Genomic DNA, 16,731 nt, shown 5'->3' with positions numbered 1-16,731 from the left:
GATGGCTGCGCCGGTACTGCCGCCGATCTGCTCGCCGACCACGGTGCCCAAGGCGCCACCCAGGGCGCCGCCGACTCCGGCAGAGGTGTTGCCGGCCAGGGCGCTGGCACTGGCCAGGGAGAGGGAAAGCAGGAGCAGATACTTCATGAACGACAGACCTTCGTGGAGAGATGGCGCGGATGCTGCCAGCCTGGTTGGCAACAGCAAGCCCGGCATATGCGGCCTGCGAAGGTGGTCACGAGTTGCGCAAAAAATGGCGCAGTGCGGGAACTGCCGGGTTGTCTGCTCGTCGCGCCTAGCCAGCCAGCTCGGCACCGAGCTGCCGGTAATCCTCGACGGCGGCGAACTCCTCGGTGTCCTTGGCCTGGCCGCGGCTGTCCGGCTGGCGCACCGCCAGCAGATGGGCCACGCCGTAGCGCCTGGCGCTGCGCAGAATCGGCAGGCTGTCGTCGATGAACAGACTACGTGCTGGCTCGAAGGGACAGTCCTGCTGCAGGGCAAACCAGAACTGCTGGTCCTCCTTGGGAAAACCATAGTCGTGGGAGCTGATCAGGCGGTCGAAGTAGGGCGCCAGCTCGACCTTCTCCAGCTTCAGCGACAGCGAGTCGCGATGCGCATTGGTGATCAGCACCACGCGCTTGCCGGCGGCGCGCAGCGCGGCCAGGAAGGTGTCGGCATGCGGGCGCAGGGCGATCAGGTGGGCCACTTCGCGCTTGAGGTCACGCACCGAGAGGTTCAGCTCGCGGCTCCAGAAGTCGGTGCAGTACCAGGGCAGGGTGCCGGCGTGCTGGCGGAACAGCGGCAGCAGCTCGGCCTCGGCGGCGGCCCGGTCGATGCTGTGCAGTTCGGCGTAGCGCTGTGGCAGGTGTTCCAGCCAGAAGTGGTTGTCAAAGTGCAGGTCGAGCAGGGTGCCGTCCATGTCGAGCAGGACGGTGTCGATATCGGCCCAGGGCAACAGAGGCATGGCGGAATCCGGCAGGTAACGGTGCGCAAGCGGATACAAGATCGCGCTCAGCAGAGTGGCTTTGCCGGGTATGATACCCGCTCGAGTCAAGGAGCGAATGATGCGTGAGAAACCTCAGGTACTGGCCCGCGAGATAGTCGCCAGCAGCCGCCTGTTCCGCGTCGAGGAGCTGCAGTTGCGCTTCTCCAATGGTGTGGAGCGCACCTACGAACGCCTGGTGGGCAAGGGCTCCGGTTATGGCGCGGTGATGATCGTGGCCATGCTCGATGCCGAGCACGCGGTACTGGTCGAGGAATATTGCGGCGGCACCGACGACTACCAACTGTCGCTGCCCAAGGGCCTGGTCGAGCCGGGCGAGGATGTGCTGCTGGCGGCCAATCGTGAGCTCAAGGAGGAGGCCGGCTTCGGCGCCGAACGCCTGGAGCTGATCGCCGAACTGAGCCTGTCGCCGGGCTACATGAGCCAGAAGATTCAGGTGGTGCTGGCCCGTGACCTCTACGAAGAACGCCTGCCTGGCGACGAACCCGAGCCGTTGCGCGTGGACAAGGTCAACCTGCACGAGATCAGCGCCCTGATACAGCACCCGCAGTTCACCGAGGGACGCGCCCTGGCGGCGCTTTACCTGGTCCGTGACCTGCTGAGCCAACGTGGAGAATTCAAGTGACGCACCCCTATCTGCCAGCGGTCATCGCCCTGGTCCAACGTGCCGGCAAGGCCACCCTGCCGCACTGGCGCAACGACGTCGCGGTGACCGAGAAGGCCGATGCCTCGCCGGTCACCGCCGCCGACCTGGCTGCCCATGAGATTCTGGCCGCCGGCCTGCGCGAGCTGGCGGCGGACGTGCCGGTGCTGTCCGAGGAGGACAGCGTCATCGCGCTGGCCGAGCGCGTCCAGTGGCAGCGCTGGTGGCTGGTGGACCCGCTGGATGGTACCAAGGAGTTCATCTCCGGTAGCGAAGAGTTCACCGTCAATGTCGCCCTGATCGAGCAGGGCCGAGTGGTGTTCGGCGTGGTCGGCATCCCGGCCAACGGTCGCTGCTACTTCGGCGGCGCCGGCCTGGGCGCCTGGCGTCAGGAAGCCGGTGGCGAGCCGCAAGCCATCGGCGTGCGCCTGGCCCCGGCCGAGGCGTTTACCCTGGTGGCCAGCAAACGTCACTCCAGCCCGGCTCAGGAGCGCTTGCTGGAAGGACTTTCCGAGCGCTTCGGCGATCTGCAGCTGGCCAATGTTGGCAGCTCACTGAAGTTCTGCCTGCTGGCCGAAGGCAACGCCGACTGTTATCCGCGCCTGGCGCCCACCTCGCAGTGGGATACCGCGGCGGCCCAGGGCGTGCTGGAGGGTGCTGGCGGCGAAGTGCTCGACCTCAAGGGAGAGGCACTGACCTACGAGGCCCGTGAGAGCTACCTCAACCCGTCCTTCCTCGGCCTGCCGCAGGCCGCCGCCTGGCGCGCCGAGCTGATTCAGCTGGCCCGTGCCCTGGACTGAGATCGCGAGAAACTGCTGGGGCTCAGACTATGGATGACGACCGCGCCTACCTCGAGCAGTTGCTGCACCAGGACATCCCGCTGACCCAGGCCATGGGCCTGGGCGTGCTGGGCTGGGATGCCAGCGAGTTACGCCTGAGTCTGCCGCTGGCGGCCAACTACAACCACAAGAGCAGCATGTTCGGCGGCAGCCTCTACTGCGGCGCGGTGCTGGCCGGTTGGGGTTGGCTGCACCTGAGCCTGCGCGAGGCGGGGGTGGCGGATGGGCATATCGTCATCCAGCAGGGCCAGATCGACTATGCCGAGCCGGTGCTCGGCGATGCCGTGGCCCACTGTGCAGCGCCCCCGCCGGCCGAATGGGACAGATTTATCACTCTCTATCGCCGTCGCGGCATGGCGCGCATCCAGCTGCACAGCCGCATTCTCTGTGGCGAGGTCGAGGCGGTGCGCTTCCGCGGCCAGTACGTGTTGCACCGCTAGCGCTGCGGTGCTCGTGCCGTCGAGCGCCCGCCTCCAGACGCGTCAGAGCATATCGGCGTAGCGCTCATCCTTCTTGTACAGCAGTGGCTGGGCAAAACCCGGTATGCGGATGCCCTCGGCGCTGAACTGCAATTGCTGGTCATCGATCAGGTCGTGGCCGAAGTTGTAGAGGATGTCGAACTGACCGCGCAGGGCCTGCTGGTCGTATTGCGCGGCGCTGGCGCGGGTGGTTTCGCGCTTGTCCAGCCAGGCGTTGTAGGCGGCCTCGCCATGACGCTTGCGCAGCATGCGTTCGGCCACCTGCGGGGCGAGCACCACGCCGGTGGCGTTGTTGCCGCCGAAGCCCTTGGAATTGATGAAACAGACTTCCATGCCTGCGACTTCGCGGTCGCGGGTCTCCAGGCTCAGGTGTGCGCGGTGCACGTCGTCGGCCACTCGGTCGATGGTCTTCAGGCCAGGCAACAAACCGTGGCGGAAGGTACCGAGGGCGGCGATGACCTGGTCGCCGCTGGCCGTGGCCAGGGAGTGGCCGAGGAAGGCCTTGACCGCCGTCACCGGCCAGTCCTGGATGCCGAAGGCGGCGGCGACGCGATCCAGCAGTTCGGACTCGGTGACCCGGTTGGCCGGAGTGCTGGAGCCGTGGGCATGCACGAAGCTGCGCGTGCGGACCGCGTCGATGCCGACCAGCTGGGCCGCGCTGGCCACGGCCTTGGCCAGGGTCAGATAGTTGCCGGGACCGGGGGCGGAGATGGACTTCTTGAAGCCGTCGGCGTTGATGAACACATCCGGCACGGCGCCGTGGATATCCGCCCCCAACTGCATGGCCAGCTCGTCGTCCATCAACACCAGGTACTGGCAGGACTCGGACAGGGTGAAGCCGCAGTTGTCGCCAAACGGTCGGCTGGCGCGGTGGAAGTCCACCTCGTCCTGGCCCTCGATCTTGCGCAGTCCCTCCTCGGTGGCCAGGGCACCCATGGCGCCATAGCCGTCGATGACTTCCGGGGTGATCGGCGCCTCGGCGTTACCCACCAGGGCCACGCGGGCCTTGCCGCTGGCGATCTGCTCGATGGCCTTCTGCAGGTTGTAGAGGAAGGTGGCGCAGGCGCCGGTCACGCTGCCGGTGCTGCCGACACTTCCCAGCACATAGGCGTTGATGAAGTCCGCCGGCATGGTGTTGAGGCCCAGTGGGCATTGCTTGGCGGTAACACGGCCGCCCTTCAGGCGCGACTGCAGCATGCCGCCGAAGCCGTACTCGTCGAGCTGGCTCATGATGCTGCCGGAGAATACGGCGACTTCGTCGGGCTGCACCTGATCCTGGATGGTCTGCCAGTTCAGGCCGGTGGAGCGCAGCGCATCGGTGGCCCCGACCACCGCCAGCTGCAGGCCGCGTGGGTGGAAGTGCGAGTTGTACAGGCTGCCAGGTTCGAAGCCGGCGGGCAGTTGGCCGGCGGACTTGACCGGCAGCGGGCGGTAGCTGTCGACCTTGAATTCGCAGGCTTCGGTGAGCGTCACCAGGACCTGCTGCTCGCCCAGCTGCTCGATGTTCCAGCTGGCCGGCAGCGGGTCCGGCAGGTGCTTGCGCAGGGTAGTGAACTGGGCGCCGCTGGCCGTCATGCTCTTCTGCCAATGCGTCGCGTCGACGTCCAGCAGGCGCTTGTCGATACGACGTACCAGAGTGCCGTCGAGGATCTCGGCGGCGAAACGGGCTTCGATATCGGCCAGGCTCAGGCTGACACCCGCCTGGTCGCGGAACTGGCCATCGACCACCTGCACCAGTTTCATCATCACGGCCAGGCCGGCCAGGGTTTCCTGGCGAGTGGTGCTGTCCAGGGACTCCTGGACGATGCGGCGAAAGCCGTGGTGAAACGAGCTTCTGCCCGCTGCGTTGTAGCCGCCGAAACCGACGATGACGGGAAGACGAGACATCACACAGAACTCCTTCGATCACTCCGGGCCTGACCCATGCAGGCGGCCCTCGCCCGCGAGCGGGCAATGGCGGCCAGGGCCAGGCGGCAGATACCGGGTGGCGACTCAAAATGAATCGGAATGACTGAGTGACGCAGTTCGTGACCACAAGGTCACTCCGCGTTTCTATATCGGCAGAAGGAAGAGAGGCGTCCAGCCCCTCCGGCAGCATAGTCGAGAGTGTTTCAGTCTGCCTCGCCGCCGAACTCCAGGCCGTGCTTGCGCAGCTTGTCGTGCAGGGTCTTGCGCGGCAGGCCGAGGGCTTCGGCCACGCTGCGCAGGGAGCTGTGTTCCCGGGCCATTTCTGCAGCGATCAGCGCGCGCTCGTAGGCGTCGACCTGTTCGCCGAGGCTCTGCCCGGCGCTGCTGGCGATCTGTGGGGTGCCACTCTGCTCCAGGCCCAGTTCCAGGCCCATGGCGAAGCGCTCGGCGGCGTTCTGCAGTTCGCGCACGTTGCCCGGCCAGCTGTGGCCGAGCAGCTGCGCGCGCTGGCCGGGCTGCAGGCTGCGTGCAGGCAGGCCGTGACGCTGGCTGGCGGCCTCGGCCATGTGCTGGAACAGCAGGAGGATGTCTTCGCCGCGCTCGCGCAGTGGCGGAATGCGCAGCGGCGCAACGTTCAGGCGGTAGTACAGGTCGGCACGGAAGCGGCCCTGATCGGCGGCGATGCGCAGGTCCTCCTTGGTCGCGGCGATCACCCGGATATCCAGGGGGATCTGCTGGTTGCCGCCGAGTCGTTCTACCACGCGCTCCTGCAGCAGGCGCAGCAGCTTGACCTGGATATCCGGGCTCATGCTCTCGATCTCGTCGAGGAACAGGGTGCCGCCGTTGGCGAACTCGAACTTGCCGATGCGGCGCTTCTGCGCCCCGGTGAAGGCGCCAGCCTCGTGGCCGAACAGCTCGCTCTCGACCACGGATTCGGCCAGGGCGCCGGCATTGATGGCGACGAACGGGCCGTGCTTGCGCGCCGACAGGTCGTGCAGGGCGCGCGCCACCACTTCCTTGCCTGCGCCGGTTTCCCCGAGGATCAGCACGTCGGTGTGGATCGCCGCCAGCGCGCCGACCTGCTCGCGCAGGCGCTGCATGGGCGTGCACTGGCCGAGCAGGCGGGCGCCCAGCTCCTGGCGGTCGGCCAGGGCCAGGCGCAGGCTGCGGTTGTCCAGCACCAGGCGGCGCAGTTCCAGGGCGCGGCGCACGCTGTCGAGCAGGGCCTCGCTGGCGAAGGGTTTTTCTAGGAAGTCGTAGGCGCCGGCGCGCATGGCCTGGACCGCCAGCGGCACATCGCCGTGACCAGTGATCAGCAGCACCGGCAGCTCCGGGTCCTGTTCGCGCAGCTGGGCCAGCAGTTGCAGGCCGTCGATGCCGGGCATGCGGATATCGCTGACCACCACACCGGGCCAATCGGCAGGGATGCGCTGGGGCAGGTCACGGGCATCGGCGAGGACCTGTACGCGCAGGCCGGCGAGGTCGAGGGTCTGCGCCAGGGCCTGGCGCAGGTGTTCGTCGTCGTCGATCAGCAGGACCTGAGTGCGGGTGTCGATGGCCGTCATGAAAACTCCTCGGGCGGTTGCAGGTTGGCGCCAGGCTCGGCGCGGCGTAGCTGCAGGATGACCAGGGCGCCACCGTCGGGGTGGTTGGCCAGCACCAGCTCGCCGCCCAGGGCGCGCATCAGCGTTTCGCAGATGGCCAGACCGAGGCCGAGGCCTTGGGTGCTGGTCTTGGTGGTGAAGAAGGGTTCGCGGGCATGGGTCAGGGCCTGGGCGGAGAAGCCCGGGCCGTTGTCGCGCAACAGCAGGTGGATCTCGTCTGGCGTGGTTTCGCTGCTCAACCAGAGTTTGCGTGGCTGCGCCTTTTCGGCCAGAGCATCGAGAGCGTTGGCCAGCAGGTTGCCGAGCACCTGGCGTAGACGGGTTTCGCCGGCCTGCACCCACAGGGTGGCGTCCGGCAGATCGCGGATCAGCTCCACGTCCAGTGTTCGACGGCGCTTGGCCAACAGGGCCAGGGCGTCGTCGAGGGCCGGTTGCAGGGCGACGCTCTCCGGCGCGTGGCGATCACGCCGGGCGAAGGCGCGCAGGTGGGCGATGATCGAGGCCATGCGTCCGGTCAGGTCGCTGATCTGGTGCAAGTTGCTGCGGGCGTCGTCGAGGCGTTGGTGATCGAGCAGCACGCCGGCGTTGTCGGCATAGCTGCGGATCGCCGCCAGCGGCTGGTTCAGTTCGTGGCTGATGCTGGCGCTCATGGTGCCGAGGGCACTGAGCTTGCCGGCCTGGACCAGTTCGTCCTGGGTGCGCACCAGTTCCTGCTGGGCCTGTTCGCGCTCCAGCACTTCGCTCTTCAGGCGGCTGTTGAGGCTCTCCAGCTCGCGAGTGCGCTCCAGTACGCGGATCTCCAGCTCGCGCTTGGTGTGAGCATCCAGGGCGATGCGTTCGACATAGTGGCGGCGGCGCTGCAACAGCAGGCCGAGCAGGGCCAGCAGGGCCAGCAGGCTGGCGCCGCCGATGGCCACGACGTTCTGTACCGGGCGATCGACCTGGTTGCGCGGGGCGAGGATGCTCACCGTCCAGCCGGTTTCGGCGAGCTCGCGGCTCTGTTGCAACCAGGTGTTCCAGTCGATCTGCGCCAGCGCTGGCTGCAGGTTGGGGTAGGGCTGGTCAGCGGCAATCTGGCGCAGTTCCGCCTGGCTCAGGGCGCGGCTGGCACGGAAGCGCCAGGCCGGCTCGGAGGTGAGGATGATCACGCCATTGTCGTCGGTGACCAGCAACTGCTCGGGGGTGCGCCCCCATAGGCGCTCGGTGTAGTCGAGGTCGACCTTGACCACCAGCACGCCGAGCAGGCGCTCGCCCTCGCGTACGGCCGAGGCGTAGAAGTAACCGCGCTTGCCGGACGTGGTGCCGAGGCCGAAGAAGCGCCCCAGCTGGCCCTGCACGGCCATCTGGAAATAGGGGCGGAAGCTGAAGTTGCGGCCGACGAAACTGTCCGCCTGGTCGTGGTTGGAAGCGGCACGGGTGACGCCCTCGGTGTCCATCAGGTAGATCACGTCGGCGCCGGTCTGCTCGCGCACGCGCTTGAGCAATGCGTTGGCGCGTTGCAGTGCGGCGGGGCTGTCCGGGGTCAGCAGCATGCCGCGCAGGTCCGGCAGGTCGCCGAGGATAGGCGGCAGCACCTCGAAACGGCGCAGGGTGCCGAGCAGGTTGGCGACATAAAGGTCGAGGGTCTGGCGGTTCTGCTCGGCCAGCTCGCTGCGGTAGTAACGCTCGGCCAGATGCTGCAGCGGCCATAGCAACGGCGCCAGCAGCAGGGCCAGCAGGGCCAGGCTGCGCCAGCGCGGACGGTGTAGGGATTGAGTAGCGGTCATGTCGCAATGCGCCTGGGAGACAGGCGCATTATGCACGGGCGAAGGTCAGCTCGGGCTGGCCAGGCACTCCAGCAGGGCCGCGTGCCAGTCGGGCAGGCGAATATTCCAGTCCCGCTGCAGGCGTGAGCAGTCCAAGCGCGAGTTGAGCGGGCGTTGTGCCGGAGTCGGGTAGGCGCTGCTGGGGATGGCTGCGAGCCTTGCGCAGGGCTTGCCCTGCAGGCGCAACTGCGCGGCGATTGCTTCGGCGAAGCCGAACCAGGAGGTCTCGCCTTGACCGCTCAGATGGTAGGTGCCCCAGGGGCCGGGCCGGCCAGCGCGCCAGTGCTCGATCAGCTTGGCGGTGGCTTGGGCAATAGTGCCGGCCCAGGTCGGCGCGCCGATCTGGTCGGCGACCACGCGCAGTTCCTCGCGCTCCTGCAGCAGGCGCTGCATGGTCAGCAGGAAGTTCTTGCCGTGCAGCGAATAGACCCAGCTGGTGCGCAGGATCAGGTGCTGGCCGCCGACCGCGCAGATGGCCTCTTCGCCGGCCAGCTTGCTCTGGCCGTAGACGCCGAGCGGTGCGGTTTGGTCGGCCTCGTTGTAGGGCTCGCCTTTACTGCCATCGAACACATAGTCGGTGGAGTAGTGGATCAGCGGCACGGCCAGCTGCGCGGCGGCCTCGGCCAGCAGGCCGGGCGCGCGGGCATTGATTGCGAATGCCAGCTCTGGCTCGCTTTCGGCCTGGTCCACGGCGGTATGGGCGGCGGCGTTGATAATCAGATCAGGGCGCAGGGCTTCAACCTGTTTTCGGATATTGGCGCTATCGGCCAGATCCAGCTGTTCCTGGCCCAGCACTAGCAACTCGGCGCTACTCGCCAGGGCCAGCTGCAGCTCGCGGGAGACCTGGCCGTGGCGGCCGGTGATCAGGATCTTCATGGGAACAGCTCAGCCTCGCTCAGGAGCAGGCCGCTCTGATCCTTGGCCGACAGCTGTGGTTCGCCCTCGAACTGCCAGTCGATAGCCAGCTGCGGGTCGTCCCAGCGAATGCACCGCTCGTGGGCGGGGGCGTAATAGTCGGTGGTCTTGTAGAGGAACTCGGCGTACTCACTGAGCACCACGAAGCCGTGAGCGAAGCCTTCCGGAACCCACATCTGGCGCTTGTTCTCTGCGGACAGGCGTGCACCAACCCATTGGCCGAAGGTTGGCGAGCCGCGCCGAATGTCCACCGCAACATCCAGCACTTCGCCAGCGCACACCCGCACCAGCTTGCCCTGGGCTTGCTGTACCTGGTAGTGCAGGCCACGCAACACACCGCGCGCCGAGCGCGAGTGATTGTCCTGAACGAACTCGCGGTGCAGGCCGGTGGCTTCGGCGAACGTGCGGGCGTTGAAGCTCTCGTAGAAGAAGCCCCGCTCGTCACCGAATACCTTGGGTTCGAGGATCAGTACCTCGGGAATGGTGGTGGCGACGACGTTCACAACTGCTCTCCGGCAAGCTGGTAGAGGTACTGGCCGTAACCGGTCTTGCCGAAAGCCTTGGCCTGGACGAGTAGTTGCTCGCGACTGATCCAGCCCTGCTGGTAGGCGATCTCCTCCAGGCAGGCGACCTTCAGGCCCTGGCGATGCTCAATGGTCTGCACGTACTGCGAGGCCTCCAACAGGCTTTCATGGGTGCCGGTGTCGAGCCAGGCGAAGCCGCGGCCGAAGCGCTCCACGCGCAAGGCGCCGCGCTGCAGGTAGGCATTGTTCACATCGGTGATCTCCAGCTCGCCGCGCGGCGAGGGCTTGACCGCCTTGGCGATCTTGACCACGTCGTTGTCGTAGAAATACAGGCCGGTAACCGCATAGCTGGATTTCGGTTGCTTGGGTTTCTCCTCGATGGAGATGGCGCGGCCCTCGGCATCGAACTCGACCACCCCGAAACGTTCCGGATCCTTCACCCAGTAACCGAATACGCTTGCACCCTTTGTCTGCTGGGCGGCGCGCTTGAGCATCTCGGTGAAGGACTGGCCGTGGAAGATGTTGTCGCCGAGGATCAGGCACACCGAGTCATCGCCAATAAAATCCTCGCCGATCAGGAAGGCCTGGGCCAGGCCGTCCGGGGAGGGCTGCTCGGCATAGCTGAAACGCACGCCGAACTGGCTGCCATCACCCAGCATCTTCTCGAACTGCGGCAGATCGTGGGGCGTGGAAATGATCAGGATGTCGCGGATGCCGGCCAGCATCAGCACCGAGATCGGGTAGTAGATCATCGGCTTGTCGTAGATCGGCAGCAGCTGCTTGGACACTCCGAGGGTGATCGGATGCAGACGGGTGCCGGAGCCGCCGGCGAGGATGATTCCTTTCATGCGTCTGCTCCCAGGCGTTCGCGTTGATAGCTGCCGTCCTGCACATGGCGGCACCATTCTAGGTTGTCTAGATACCACTGCACCGTCTTGCGCAGGCCGCTGGCGAAGGTTTCCTGCGGTAGCCAGCCCAGCTCGCGCTCAATCTTGCCTGCGTCGATGGCGTAGCGCTGATCGTGGCCGGGACGATCCTTGACGAAGGTGATCAGGTCTTCATAGCGGGCCAGTCCCGTCGGTTTGCGCGGTGCCAGTTCCTCCAGCAGGGCGCAGATGGCGCGTACCACCTCGATGTTCTTCTGCTCGTTGTGGCCGCCGATGTTGTAGGTCTCGCCGATCTTGCCCTCGCTCACCACCTTGAACAGGGCGCGGGCGTGATCCTCGACGAACAGCCAGTCGCGCACCTGCAGGCCATCGCCATACACCGGCAGTGGTTTTCCCTCCAGGGCATTGAGGATCACCAGCGGAATCAGCTTCTCGGGGAAGTGATAAGGGCCGTAGTTGTTCGAGCAGTTGGTGATCAGCACCGGCAACCCATAGGTGCGCTGCCAGGCGCGCACCAGATGATCCGAGGCGGCCTTGCTCGCCGAGTAGGGCGAGCTGGGGGCGTAGGGCGTGGTCTCGGTGAACCGATCGTTCACGCCGTGCAGATCGCCGTACACCTCGTCGGTAGAGATGTGATGGAAGCGGAAGGCCTGCTTGCGCTCCGGCGTCAGGCTCATCCAGTAGGCGCGCGTAGCCTCCAGCAGGGCATAGGTACCGACGATATTGGTCTGGATAAAGGCGGCGGGGCCGTCGATGGATCGATCGACATGCGACTCTGCAGCCAGGTGCATGATGGCGTCTGGCTGGAACTGCGCCAGCGCAAGGCTCACCGCCTGACTGTCGGCTATATCGGCCTGCAGGAACTGGTAGCGTGGGTGGCTCTCGATGCTGGCCAGGGATTCCAGATTGCCGGCATAGGTGAGCTTGTCGAGGTTGAGTACTTCATGAGTCGTATCCTGCAACAGATGCCTGACCAGGGCTGAGCCGATAAAACCGGCACCGCCGGTGATGAGAATGCGCATGTGGATACAGGTCTCCGACAGTGTCTAGCGGTTAAGACGTGATCCTACCCAGTTTCCGGGGTGGAAGGCAGGCGCCGAGATGAGTTTCATCCGTTTACCTATCAAGTCAGCGCCGGATATTTTCGCAGCATGATTGCTTTCTAGGGCGGCAGAAACGCAAAAGGCCCACCCTGGGGTGAGCCTTTTGCGTTCTTTATATGGTGCCGGCACCAGGAGTCGAACCCGGGACCTACTGATTACAAGTCAGTTGCTCTACCAGCTGAGCTATACCGGCGAAGGCGCGCATTATAACCATTGGCGCGTCGGAGTAAACCCGTTGCGGAGCAGAAGGGATGGGGGCTGGCTATCAAAGCGATAATGCTTATGCACAATCCAAAGGCAGTGCGTGGGCTGCTGCCTGGTTTTTGTGCAGACATCAGGTTGAATACCTAACTATCTGTTTTAAAAGAAATTTTAGAACTGTATAAAAATCGGCCAGTCTTCAGTAGGCCTTGCTGTATCTGTGCTGCAGGGTTTTCTTCAGAATTTGCGCACAGAGTTATCCACAGCTTCTGTGGATGAGCGTCAGACTCGTTCGGCCAGTAGCAGCAGGTTGCGTGGGGTCAGGTTGTAGGTGCAGAAAGTGCCCAGGCGTACGGCGTAGCCTTGCTCCTGCAGGTACAGGGCGCGGTCGATCAGCAGCCAGAGTTCCAGGGGGCGGCGGAACAGGTTGCGCAGCAGTTCCAGGTTGCGCACTTCGGCCAGGCGTTGCCAGCCGGCCGCTTCCAGGGCTGGCCAGTCTGGCGTGATGCTCAGTGGCAGACCTTTCAGTGCCGCCAGGTCGCGGCAATAGTCGGCAAAGTCCTTGGCCAGCCAGCTGACCGGCAGAGAGGGGGTGGGCAGATAGTCGTCGCTGCCGCGCTGCTCGCGTTGCAACAGGTCGAAGGCCAGGCGCCGGGCCATGGACTGGTCGCGCTGCTGGCGCTGGCGCAGGCCGGCGGTGACGGTTTCGCTGAGCGGCAGGCCGAGATCGCTGCGCGACAGCTGCAAGGGCGATTGCCGGGCCGGCTGCGAGAGTGGCTGGTAGTGTTCGGCGGCGATGCGGTTGTAGCAGCAGGGCGCCACGGCCAGTTGCCGGCAGCCGGCGGCGCTGGCCAGTTGCAGCAGGCGCACGTGGAGGTCGCCGCAGGCATGCAGTGCTACAGGCGTGTGGCTGCTGCTGAGGCGCCCGGCGGCGTCGGCGGCCATGACGTCCTGTTGCAGGTGACTGGCAGTGAGGTGCAGGCGGTCGCTCATTTGTTGGCCGGTTTCGACCAGGGCCGGGTCGTATTCCAGGCAGGTCAGTGCCTGTCCGTGGCGGGCCAGCAGGCGGCCGAGGTGGCCTTTGCCGGCGCACCAGTCCAGCCAGTGTGTAGCCGGTTGGCGAAAGCTCAGGCTGCTGGCGAAGGCTTCTATCTGCTGCCACTTGCGGCCGGGCACGTCGACGCTCAGGCGGCTGTTCAGCGTCTCCATGGGGTGCGCGGGTAGCTCATCCAGCTCGCTCAGGAGCTGTGCGGTAGCTGCCAGCTGAGGAAAAGGCGCGGGGGCCGCCAGCAGGTGCGGCCGGTTGTGGCTGTGCTCGGCCTGTTCCAGGCTGCGGCTGCGCAGCCAGCGAGCCAGTTCAGGATGATCCTGTTCCCAGGGCAGCGCCAGGCTGGTGAAGGGCCTGGGGCGCCACAGGTGCTGGTGACGGACGAGAAAGTCGTCCAGGGCGCGGAAGCGCTCATGCAGGGCGGGGCCAGTCAGGATCATGATTGGAAAGTTCCCTCACCCTGCATGGGGCGCCGCGCCACTCTCCCGAAGAGGAGGAGTGGTTAGCGGCCCTGGCAGGCGTCGACCCGCAGCTTGCGTTCGAGCAGGCGGAAGGCGCGTACCAGCACGAAGGCGATGACTAGGTAGAACACCCCGGCAGCGAAGAAGATCTCCACCGGCAGGTAGGTGCGGGCGATGATGGTGCGCGACATGCCGGTCAGCTCCAGCAGGGTCACGGTGCTGGCCAGGGCGCTGGCCTTGAGCATCAGGATCACTTCGTTGCTGTAGGCCGGCAAGCCGATGCGCGCGGCGCGCGGCAGGATGATGTAGAGCATCGTCTGCGCGCGCGACATGCCCAGTGCGCGTGCGGCTTCGACTTCGCCGGGCGGCACGGCCTGAATGGCACCGCGCAGGATCTCGGCGATATAGGCTGCCGTGTGCATGGTCATGGTGATGACAGTGCACCAGTACGGATCACGCAGGTAGGGCCACAGCGGGCCCTGGCGCACGGCGTCGAACTGGGCCAGGCCGTAGTAGACCAGGAACAGCTGCACCAGCAGCGGTGTGCCGCGGAAGAAGAAGATGTAGCCATAGGGCAGGGCGCGCACGTACCAGTGGCGCGAGGCGCGGGCGATGCCCATGGGCAGGGCGAGGATCAGCCCGGCCACTACGGCGAAGGCCACCAGCTCGATGGTCAGCGCGGCGCCTTCGAGCAGCTTGGGTAGGTATTTGAAGATCACTTCCCAGTTCATCAGGCGCTCCGGACGAAGCCGCGGCTGGCGCGCTTCTCGAGGAAGTGCATGCCGATCATGGCGATAACGGTCAGGCCGAGGTAGATGAAGGCCGCGACCATGTAGAAGGTGAAGGCCTGCTTGCTGGAGGTCACGGCGATCTGCGAGCGACGCATGATTTCTTCCAGGCCGATGACCGAAACCAGGGCGGTGTCTTTCATCAGGATCATGAACAGGTTGCCCAGGCCGGGCAGAGCGATACGCCACATCTGCGGCAGGATCAGCTTCCAGAGGATGCGACCCTTGGACATGCCGAGGGCCATGCCGGCTTCACGGTGGCCTTTGGGGATGGCCAGGATGGCGCCACGGAACACCTCGGTGGCATAGGCGCCGAAGCACAGGCCGAGGGCGATGGTGCCGGCGGCGAAGGGGTTCAGCTCGAGGCTGCCGACGCCAAGGAACTCGCCCAGTGCGGCGAGGCCCTGGACGGTGCCGAAATAGATCAGCAGGACCCAGAGCAGTTCGGGTACGCCGCGGACGATGGTCGAATAGGTGCCGCCAAGCCATTGCAGGGGCTTGTACGGAGAAGTCTTGGCCAGGGCGCCGAGCAGTCCGAGCACCAGGCCGAAGCACAGGGCGGACAGGGCCAGCTGGATGGTCACCAGCGTGCCGGCGGCGAGGGCGGGGCCGAAGCCGTGTAGGTCTAGGGTCATCTGGGGGCTACTGCAGAAGGACCATAGCCGCCCGGGTGGGCGGCCATGCTCGGTTGCATCAGTAGATGCTGAACGGGAAGTACTTGTCGTTGATCTTCTTGTAGGTACCGTCTTCGACGATGGCCTTCAGCGCGGTGTTCAGCTTCTCGCGCAGCGGGTCGCCCTTGCGCACGGCGATGGCGATCTTGTCGTTGTCGAATACCGGATCACCCTTGAACTCGAAGTCCTTGCCGGCGTCGCTCTTCAGCCATTCCCAGTTGACGAACTTGTCGGCCAGTACGCCGTCCAGACGGCCGGAGGACAGGTCGAGGTAGGCGTTTTCCTGGGTGTCGTACAGCTTGATCTCGACGGTGTCGGCCAGGTTGTCTTCCAGCCAGGTGCCGGCGATGGTGGCGCGCTGGGCACCGATCACCTTGCCTTTCAGGCTGGCCTTGTCGGCTTTCAGGTCGCTGCTTTTCGGGGCGATGAATTGCAGTTTGTTGGTGTAGTAGGCGTCGGTGAAGTCGACGGCCTGCTTGCGCTCTTCGGTGATCGACATGGAGGCGGCCAGGAAGTCGAACTTCTTGGCGTTCAGGGCCGGGATGATGCCGTCCCAGTCGGAAGTGACCACTTCGCACTCGGCACCCATCTTGGCGCACAGGGCCTGGGCGATTTCCACGTCGAAGCCACCGACCTGGCCGCTGGCGTCGATCAGGTTGAAGGGCGGGTAGGCGCCTTCGGTACCGATCTTCAGTTTGTCTGCGGCGATCGCCTGGGCGCCGAAGGCCAGGGTGGCGGCCGCGGCCAGCAGGATCTTCTTATAGTTGTGCATGCGTGATTGCTCCGTTTTTCAGTGATTGCTGGACATGAATTGTTTACAGCGAGCCGATTGCGGGTTGGTGAAGACTTGTTCGGGCGAGCCCTGCTCTTCGACCAGGCCCTGATGGAGGAACACCACTTCGCTGGATACCTGACGGGCGAAATTCATCTCGTGGGTGACCAGCAGCATGGTGCGGCCCTCGTCGGCCAGCGCGCGGATCACATTAAGCACTTCCTGTACCATTTCCGGGTCGAGGGCCGAAGTTGGCTCGTCGAACAGGATCACCTTGGGCTGCATGGCCAGGGTGCGGGCGATGGCGGCGCGCTGCTGCTGGCCGCCGGAAAGCTGGTTGGGGAATACGTGGCGCTTGTCGGCGATGCCGACCTTGGCCAGCAGCGCCTCGGCCACCTCGATGGCTTCGGCCTTGCTCTGGCCGAGCACGCGACGCGGTGCCTCGATGATGTTGTCGAGCACGCTCATGTGCGGCCACAGATTGAAATTCTGGAAAACGAAGCCGATCTCGCTGCGCAGGCGATTGATCTGCTTGTTGTCGGCAGCCACCAGGTCGCCGTTCTTCGCCGCCTTCAGCTTGAGCTCTTCGCCGGCCACCAGGATCTGGCCCTGGTGCGGGTTCTCCAGCAGGTTGATGCAGCGCAGGAAGGTGGACTTGCCGGAGCCGGAGGAGCCGAGGATGGAGATCACGTCGCCGTCGCGGGCGGTCAGCGAAATGCCCTTGAGCACTTCAAGGTCGCCGTAGCGTTTGTGCAGGTTGCGGATTTCCAGCGCGGGCGTTGCCTCGGCCATGGGGGTTCCTCTTCTTATGCGGATGCGCTCCGGCGGCTGGGGTCTTCCTGACGTGCCGGTGAACCTAGCATAGCGCCAGCAGCAGCGCCAAGCAGATGGCTGCCGCTCCGGGCTTTGGCCGTGGGGTGGTGTCGCATCGTGACAGTTGGGTGTCGCGCCCAAACAAAAAATGCCGGGAGCAGTTGCTTGACGTCGCTTGCGACGGCCCGAAGGGTCTCCGCCTGGGGTGGTGGAGACCAATCGCCCGAGGCCTGGCTCGGGTCTGGGCGGAGGCAGCCTGGGCTG

General features: G+C 65.4%; 16 protein-coding genes, 1 tRNA gene and 1 pseudogene. 3 read left to right on the top strand and 15 right to left on the bottom strand.

The annotated features are described in order from the left end of the window. Positions 1 to 147 (bottom strand): annotated as a pseudogene (locus tag AYB31_RS22245) (hypothetical protein); the annotation flags it as partial. A gap of 148 nt (positions 148 to 295) precedes the next feature. Then, positions 296 to 964, bottom strand: a complete 669-nt coding sequence (gene yrfG, locus AYB31_RS08015) for a GMP/IMP nucleotidase (RefSeq protein WP_068827493.1) — start codon at positions 962 to 964, stop codon at positions 296 to 298. Positions 965 to 1,064: 100 nt separating this feature from the next. Here yrfG and nudE point away from each other — a divergent pair, with 100 nt between their 5' ends. Genes nudE through AYB31_RS08000 form a run of 3 tightly spaced genes read left to right on the top strand, consistent with a single transcriptional unit; the run spans position 1,065 to position 2,925 of the window. Further along, positions 1,065 to 1,628 (top strand): ADP compounds hydrolase NudE, encoded by a 564-nt coding sequence (nudE, locus tag AYB31_RS08010; protein ID WP_068827492.1) that lies wholly within the window; start codon positions 1,065 to 1,067, stop codon positions 1,626 to 1,628. After that, positions 1,625 to 2,446: a 3'(2'),5'-bisphosphate nucleotidase CysQ gene (gene cysQ, locus AYB31_RS08005; protein WP_068827490.1), complete on the top strand. Its 822-nt coding sequence runs from the start codon at positions 1,625 to 1,627 to the stop codon at positions 2,444 to 2,446. The genes nudE and cysQ overlap by 4 nt, the downstream gene beginning before the upstream one ends. Positions 2,447 to 2,475: 29 nt before the next feature. Then, positions 2,476 to 2,925: a thioesterase domain-containing protein gene (locus AYB31_RS08000; protein ID WP_068827489.1), complete on the top strand. Its 450-nt coding sequence runs from the start codon at positions 2,476 to 2,478 to the stop codon at positions 2,923 to 2,925. Between the two features lie 42 nt (positions 2,926 to 2,967). On the opposite strand, the gene AYB31_RS07995 is transcribed toward AYB31_RS08000, so the two are convergent. The 13 genes from AYB31_RS07995 to AYB31_RS07935 form a co-directional block, all read right to left on the bottom strand. Further along, positions 2,968 to 4,851 (bottom strand): beta-ketoacyl synthase, encoded by a 1,884-nt coding sequence (locus AYB31_RS07995; RefSeq protein ID WP_068827487.1) that lies wholly within the window; start codon positions 4,849 to 4,851, stop codon positions 2,968 to 2,970. Positions 4,852 to 5,075: 224 nt separating this feature from the next. Continuing rightward, entirely contained in the window at positions 5,076 to 6,437 is a 1,362-nt protein-coding gene (locus tag AYB31_RS07990; RefSeq protein WP_068827486.1) for a sigma-54-dependent transcriptional regulator, read from the bottom strand. Further along, the gene (locus AYB31_RS07985) at positions 6,434 to 8,242 is read right to left on the bottom strand and encodes an ATP-binding protein (protein ID WP_068827484.1); all 1,809 of its coding nucleotides are present in this window, start codon (positions 8,240 to 8,242) and stop codon (positions 6,434 to 6,436) included. Before AYB31_RS07985 ends, AYB31_RS07990 begins: the two co-directional genes overlap by 4 nt. A gap of 45 nt (positions 8,243 to 8,287) precedes the next feature. After that, positions 8,288 to 9,157 (bottom strand): dTDP-4-dehydrorhamnose reductase, encoded by an 870-nt coding sequence (gene rfbD, locus AYB31_RS07980; protein WP_068827483.1) that lies wholly within the window; start codon positions 9,155 to 9,157, stop codon positions 8,288 to 8,290. Beyond that, on the bottom strand, positions 9,154 to 9,699 hold the full coding sequence (gene rfbC, locus AYB31_RS07975; protein WP_068827481.1) for a dTDP-4-dehydrorhamnose 3,5-epimerase: 546 nt from the start codon (positions 9,697 to 9,699) through the stop codon (positions 9,154 to 9,156). Before rfbC ends, rfbD begins: the two co-directional genes overlap by 4 nt. Then, entirely contained in the window at positions 9,696 to 10,568 is an 873-nt protein-coding gene (rfbA, locus tag AYB31_RS07970) for a glucose-1-phosphate thymidylyltransferase RfbA (protein WP_068827480.1), read from the bottom strand. The genes rfbC and rfbA overlap by 4 nt, the downstream gene beginning before the upstream one ends. Further along, on the bottom strand, positions 10,565 to 11,629 hold the full coding sequence (gene rfbB / locus AYB31_RS07965) for a dTDP-glucose 4,6-dehydratase (protein ID WP_068827478.1): 1,065 nt from the start codon (positions 11,627 to 11,629) through the stop codon (positions 10,565 to 10,567). The genes rfbA and rfbB overlap by 4 nt, the downstream gene beginning before the upstream one ends. A gap of 198 nt (positions 11,630 to 11,827) precedes the next feature. After that, positions 11,828 to 11,903: transfer RNA gene (locus tag AYB31_RS07960), tRNA-Thr, on the bottom strand. A 290-nt stretch (positions 11,904 to 12,193) separates the two neighbouring features. Then, positions 12,194 to 13,399 (bottom strand): methyltransferase, encoded by a 1,206-nt coding sequence (locus AYB31_RS07955; protein ID WP_068827477.1) that lies wholly within the window; start codon positions 13,397 to 13,399, stop codon positions 12,194 to 12,196. Positions 13,400 to 13,461: 62 nt separating this feature from the next. Next, complete coding sequence (locus AYB31_RS07950) at positions 13,462 to 14,151, bottom strand: ABC transporter permease (RefSeq protein WP_068827475.1); 690 nt, start codon at positions 14,149 to 14,151, stop codon at positions 13,462 to 13,464. Then, entirely contained in the window at positions 14,151 to 14,843 is a 693-nt protein-coding gene (locus AYB31_RS07945; RefSeq protein WP_068827473.1) for an ABC transporter permease, read from the bottom strand. The genes AYB31_RS07950 and AYB31_RS07945 overlap by 1 nt, the downstream gene beginning before the upstream one ends. 58 nt (positions 14,844 to 14,901) lie before the next feature. Further along, a complete protein-coding gene (locus AYB31_RS07940; RefSeq protein WP_068827471.1) occupies positions 14,902 to 15,654 on the bottom strand; it encodes an ABC transporter substrate-binding protein in 753 nt (250 codons plus the stop codon). A gap of 18 nt (positions 15,655 to 15,672) precedes the next feature. Further along, entirely contained in the window at positions 15,673 to 16,446 is a 774-nt protein-coding gene (locus AYB31_RS07935; protein WP_068827469.1) for an ABC transporter ATP-binding protein, read from the bottom strand. Positions 16,447 to 16,731 lie beyond the last annotated feature (285 nt).

Source organism: Pseudomonas sp. BMS12 (assembly GCF_001592875.1).
GTDB lineage: Bacteria > Pseudomonadota > Gammaproteobacteria > Pseudomonadales > Pseudomonadaceae > Aquipseudomonas.
Note: the sequence above shows the minus strand (reverse complement) of the source record. Positions and strands in the feature narration are given on the sequence as shown.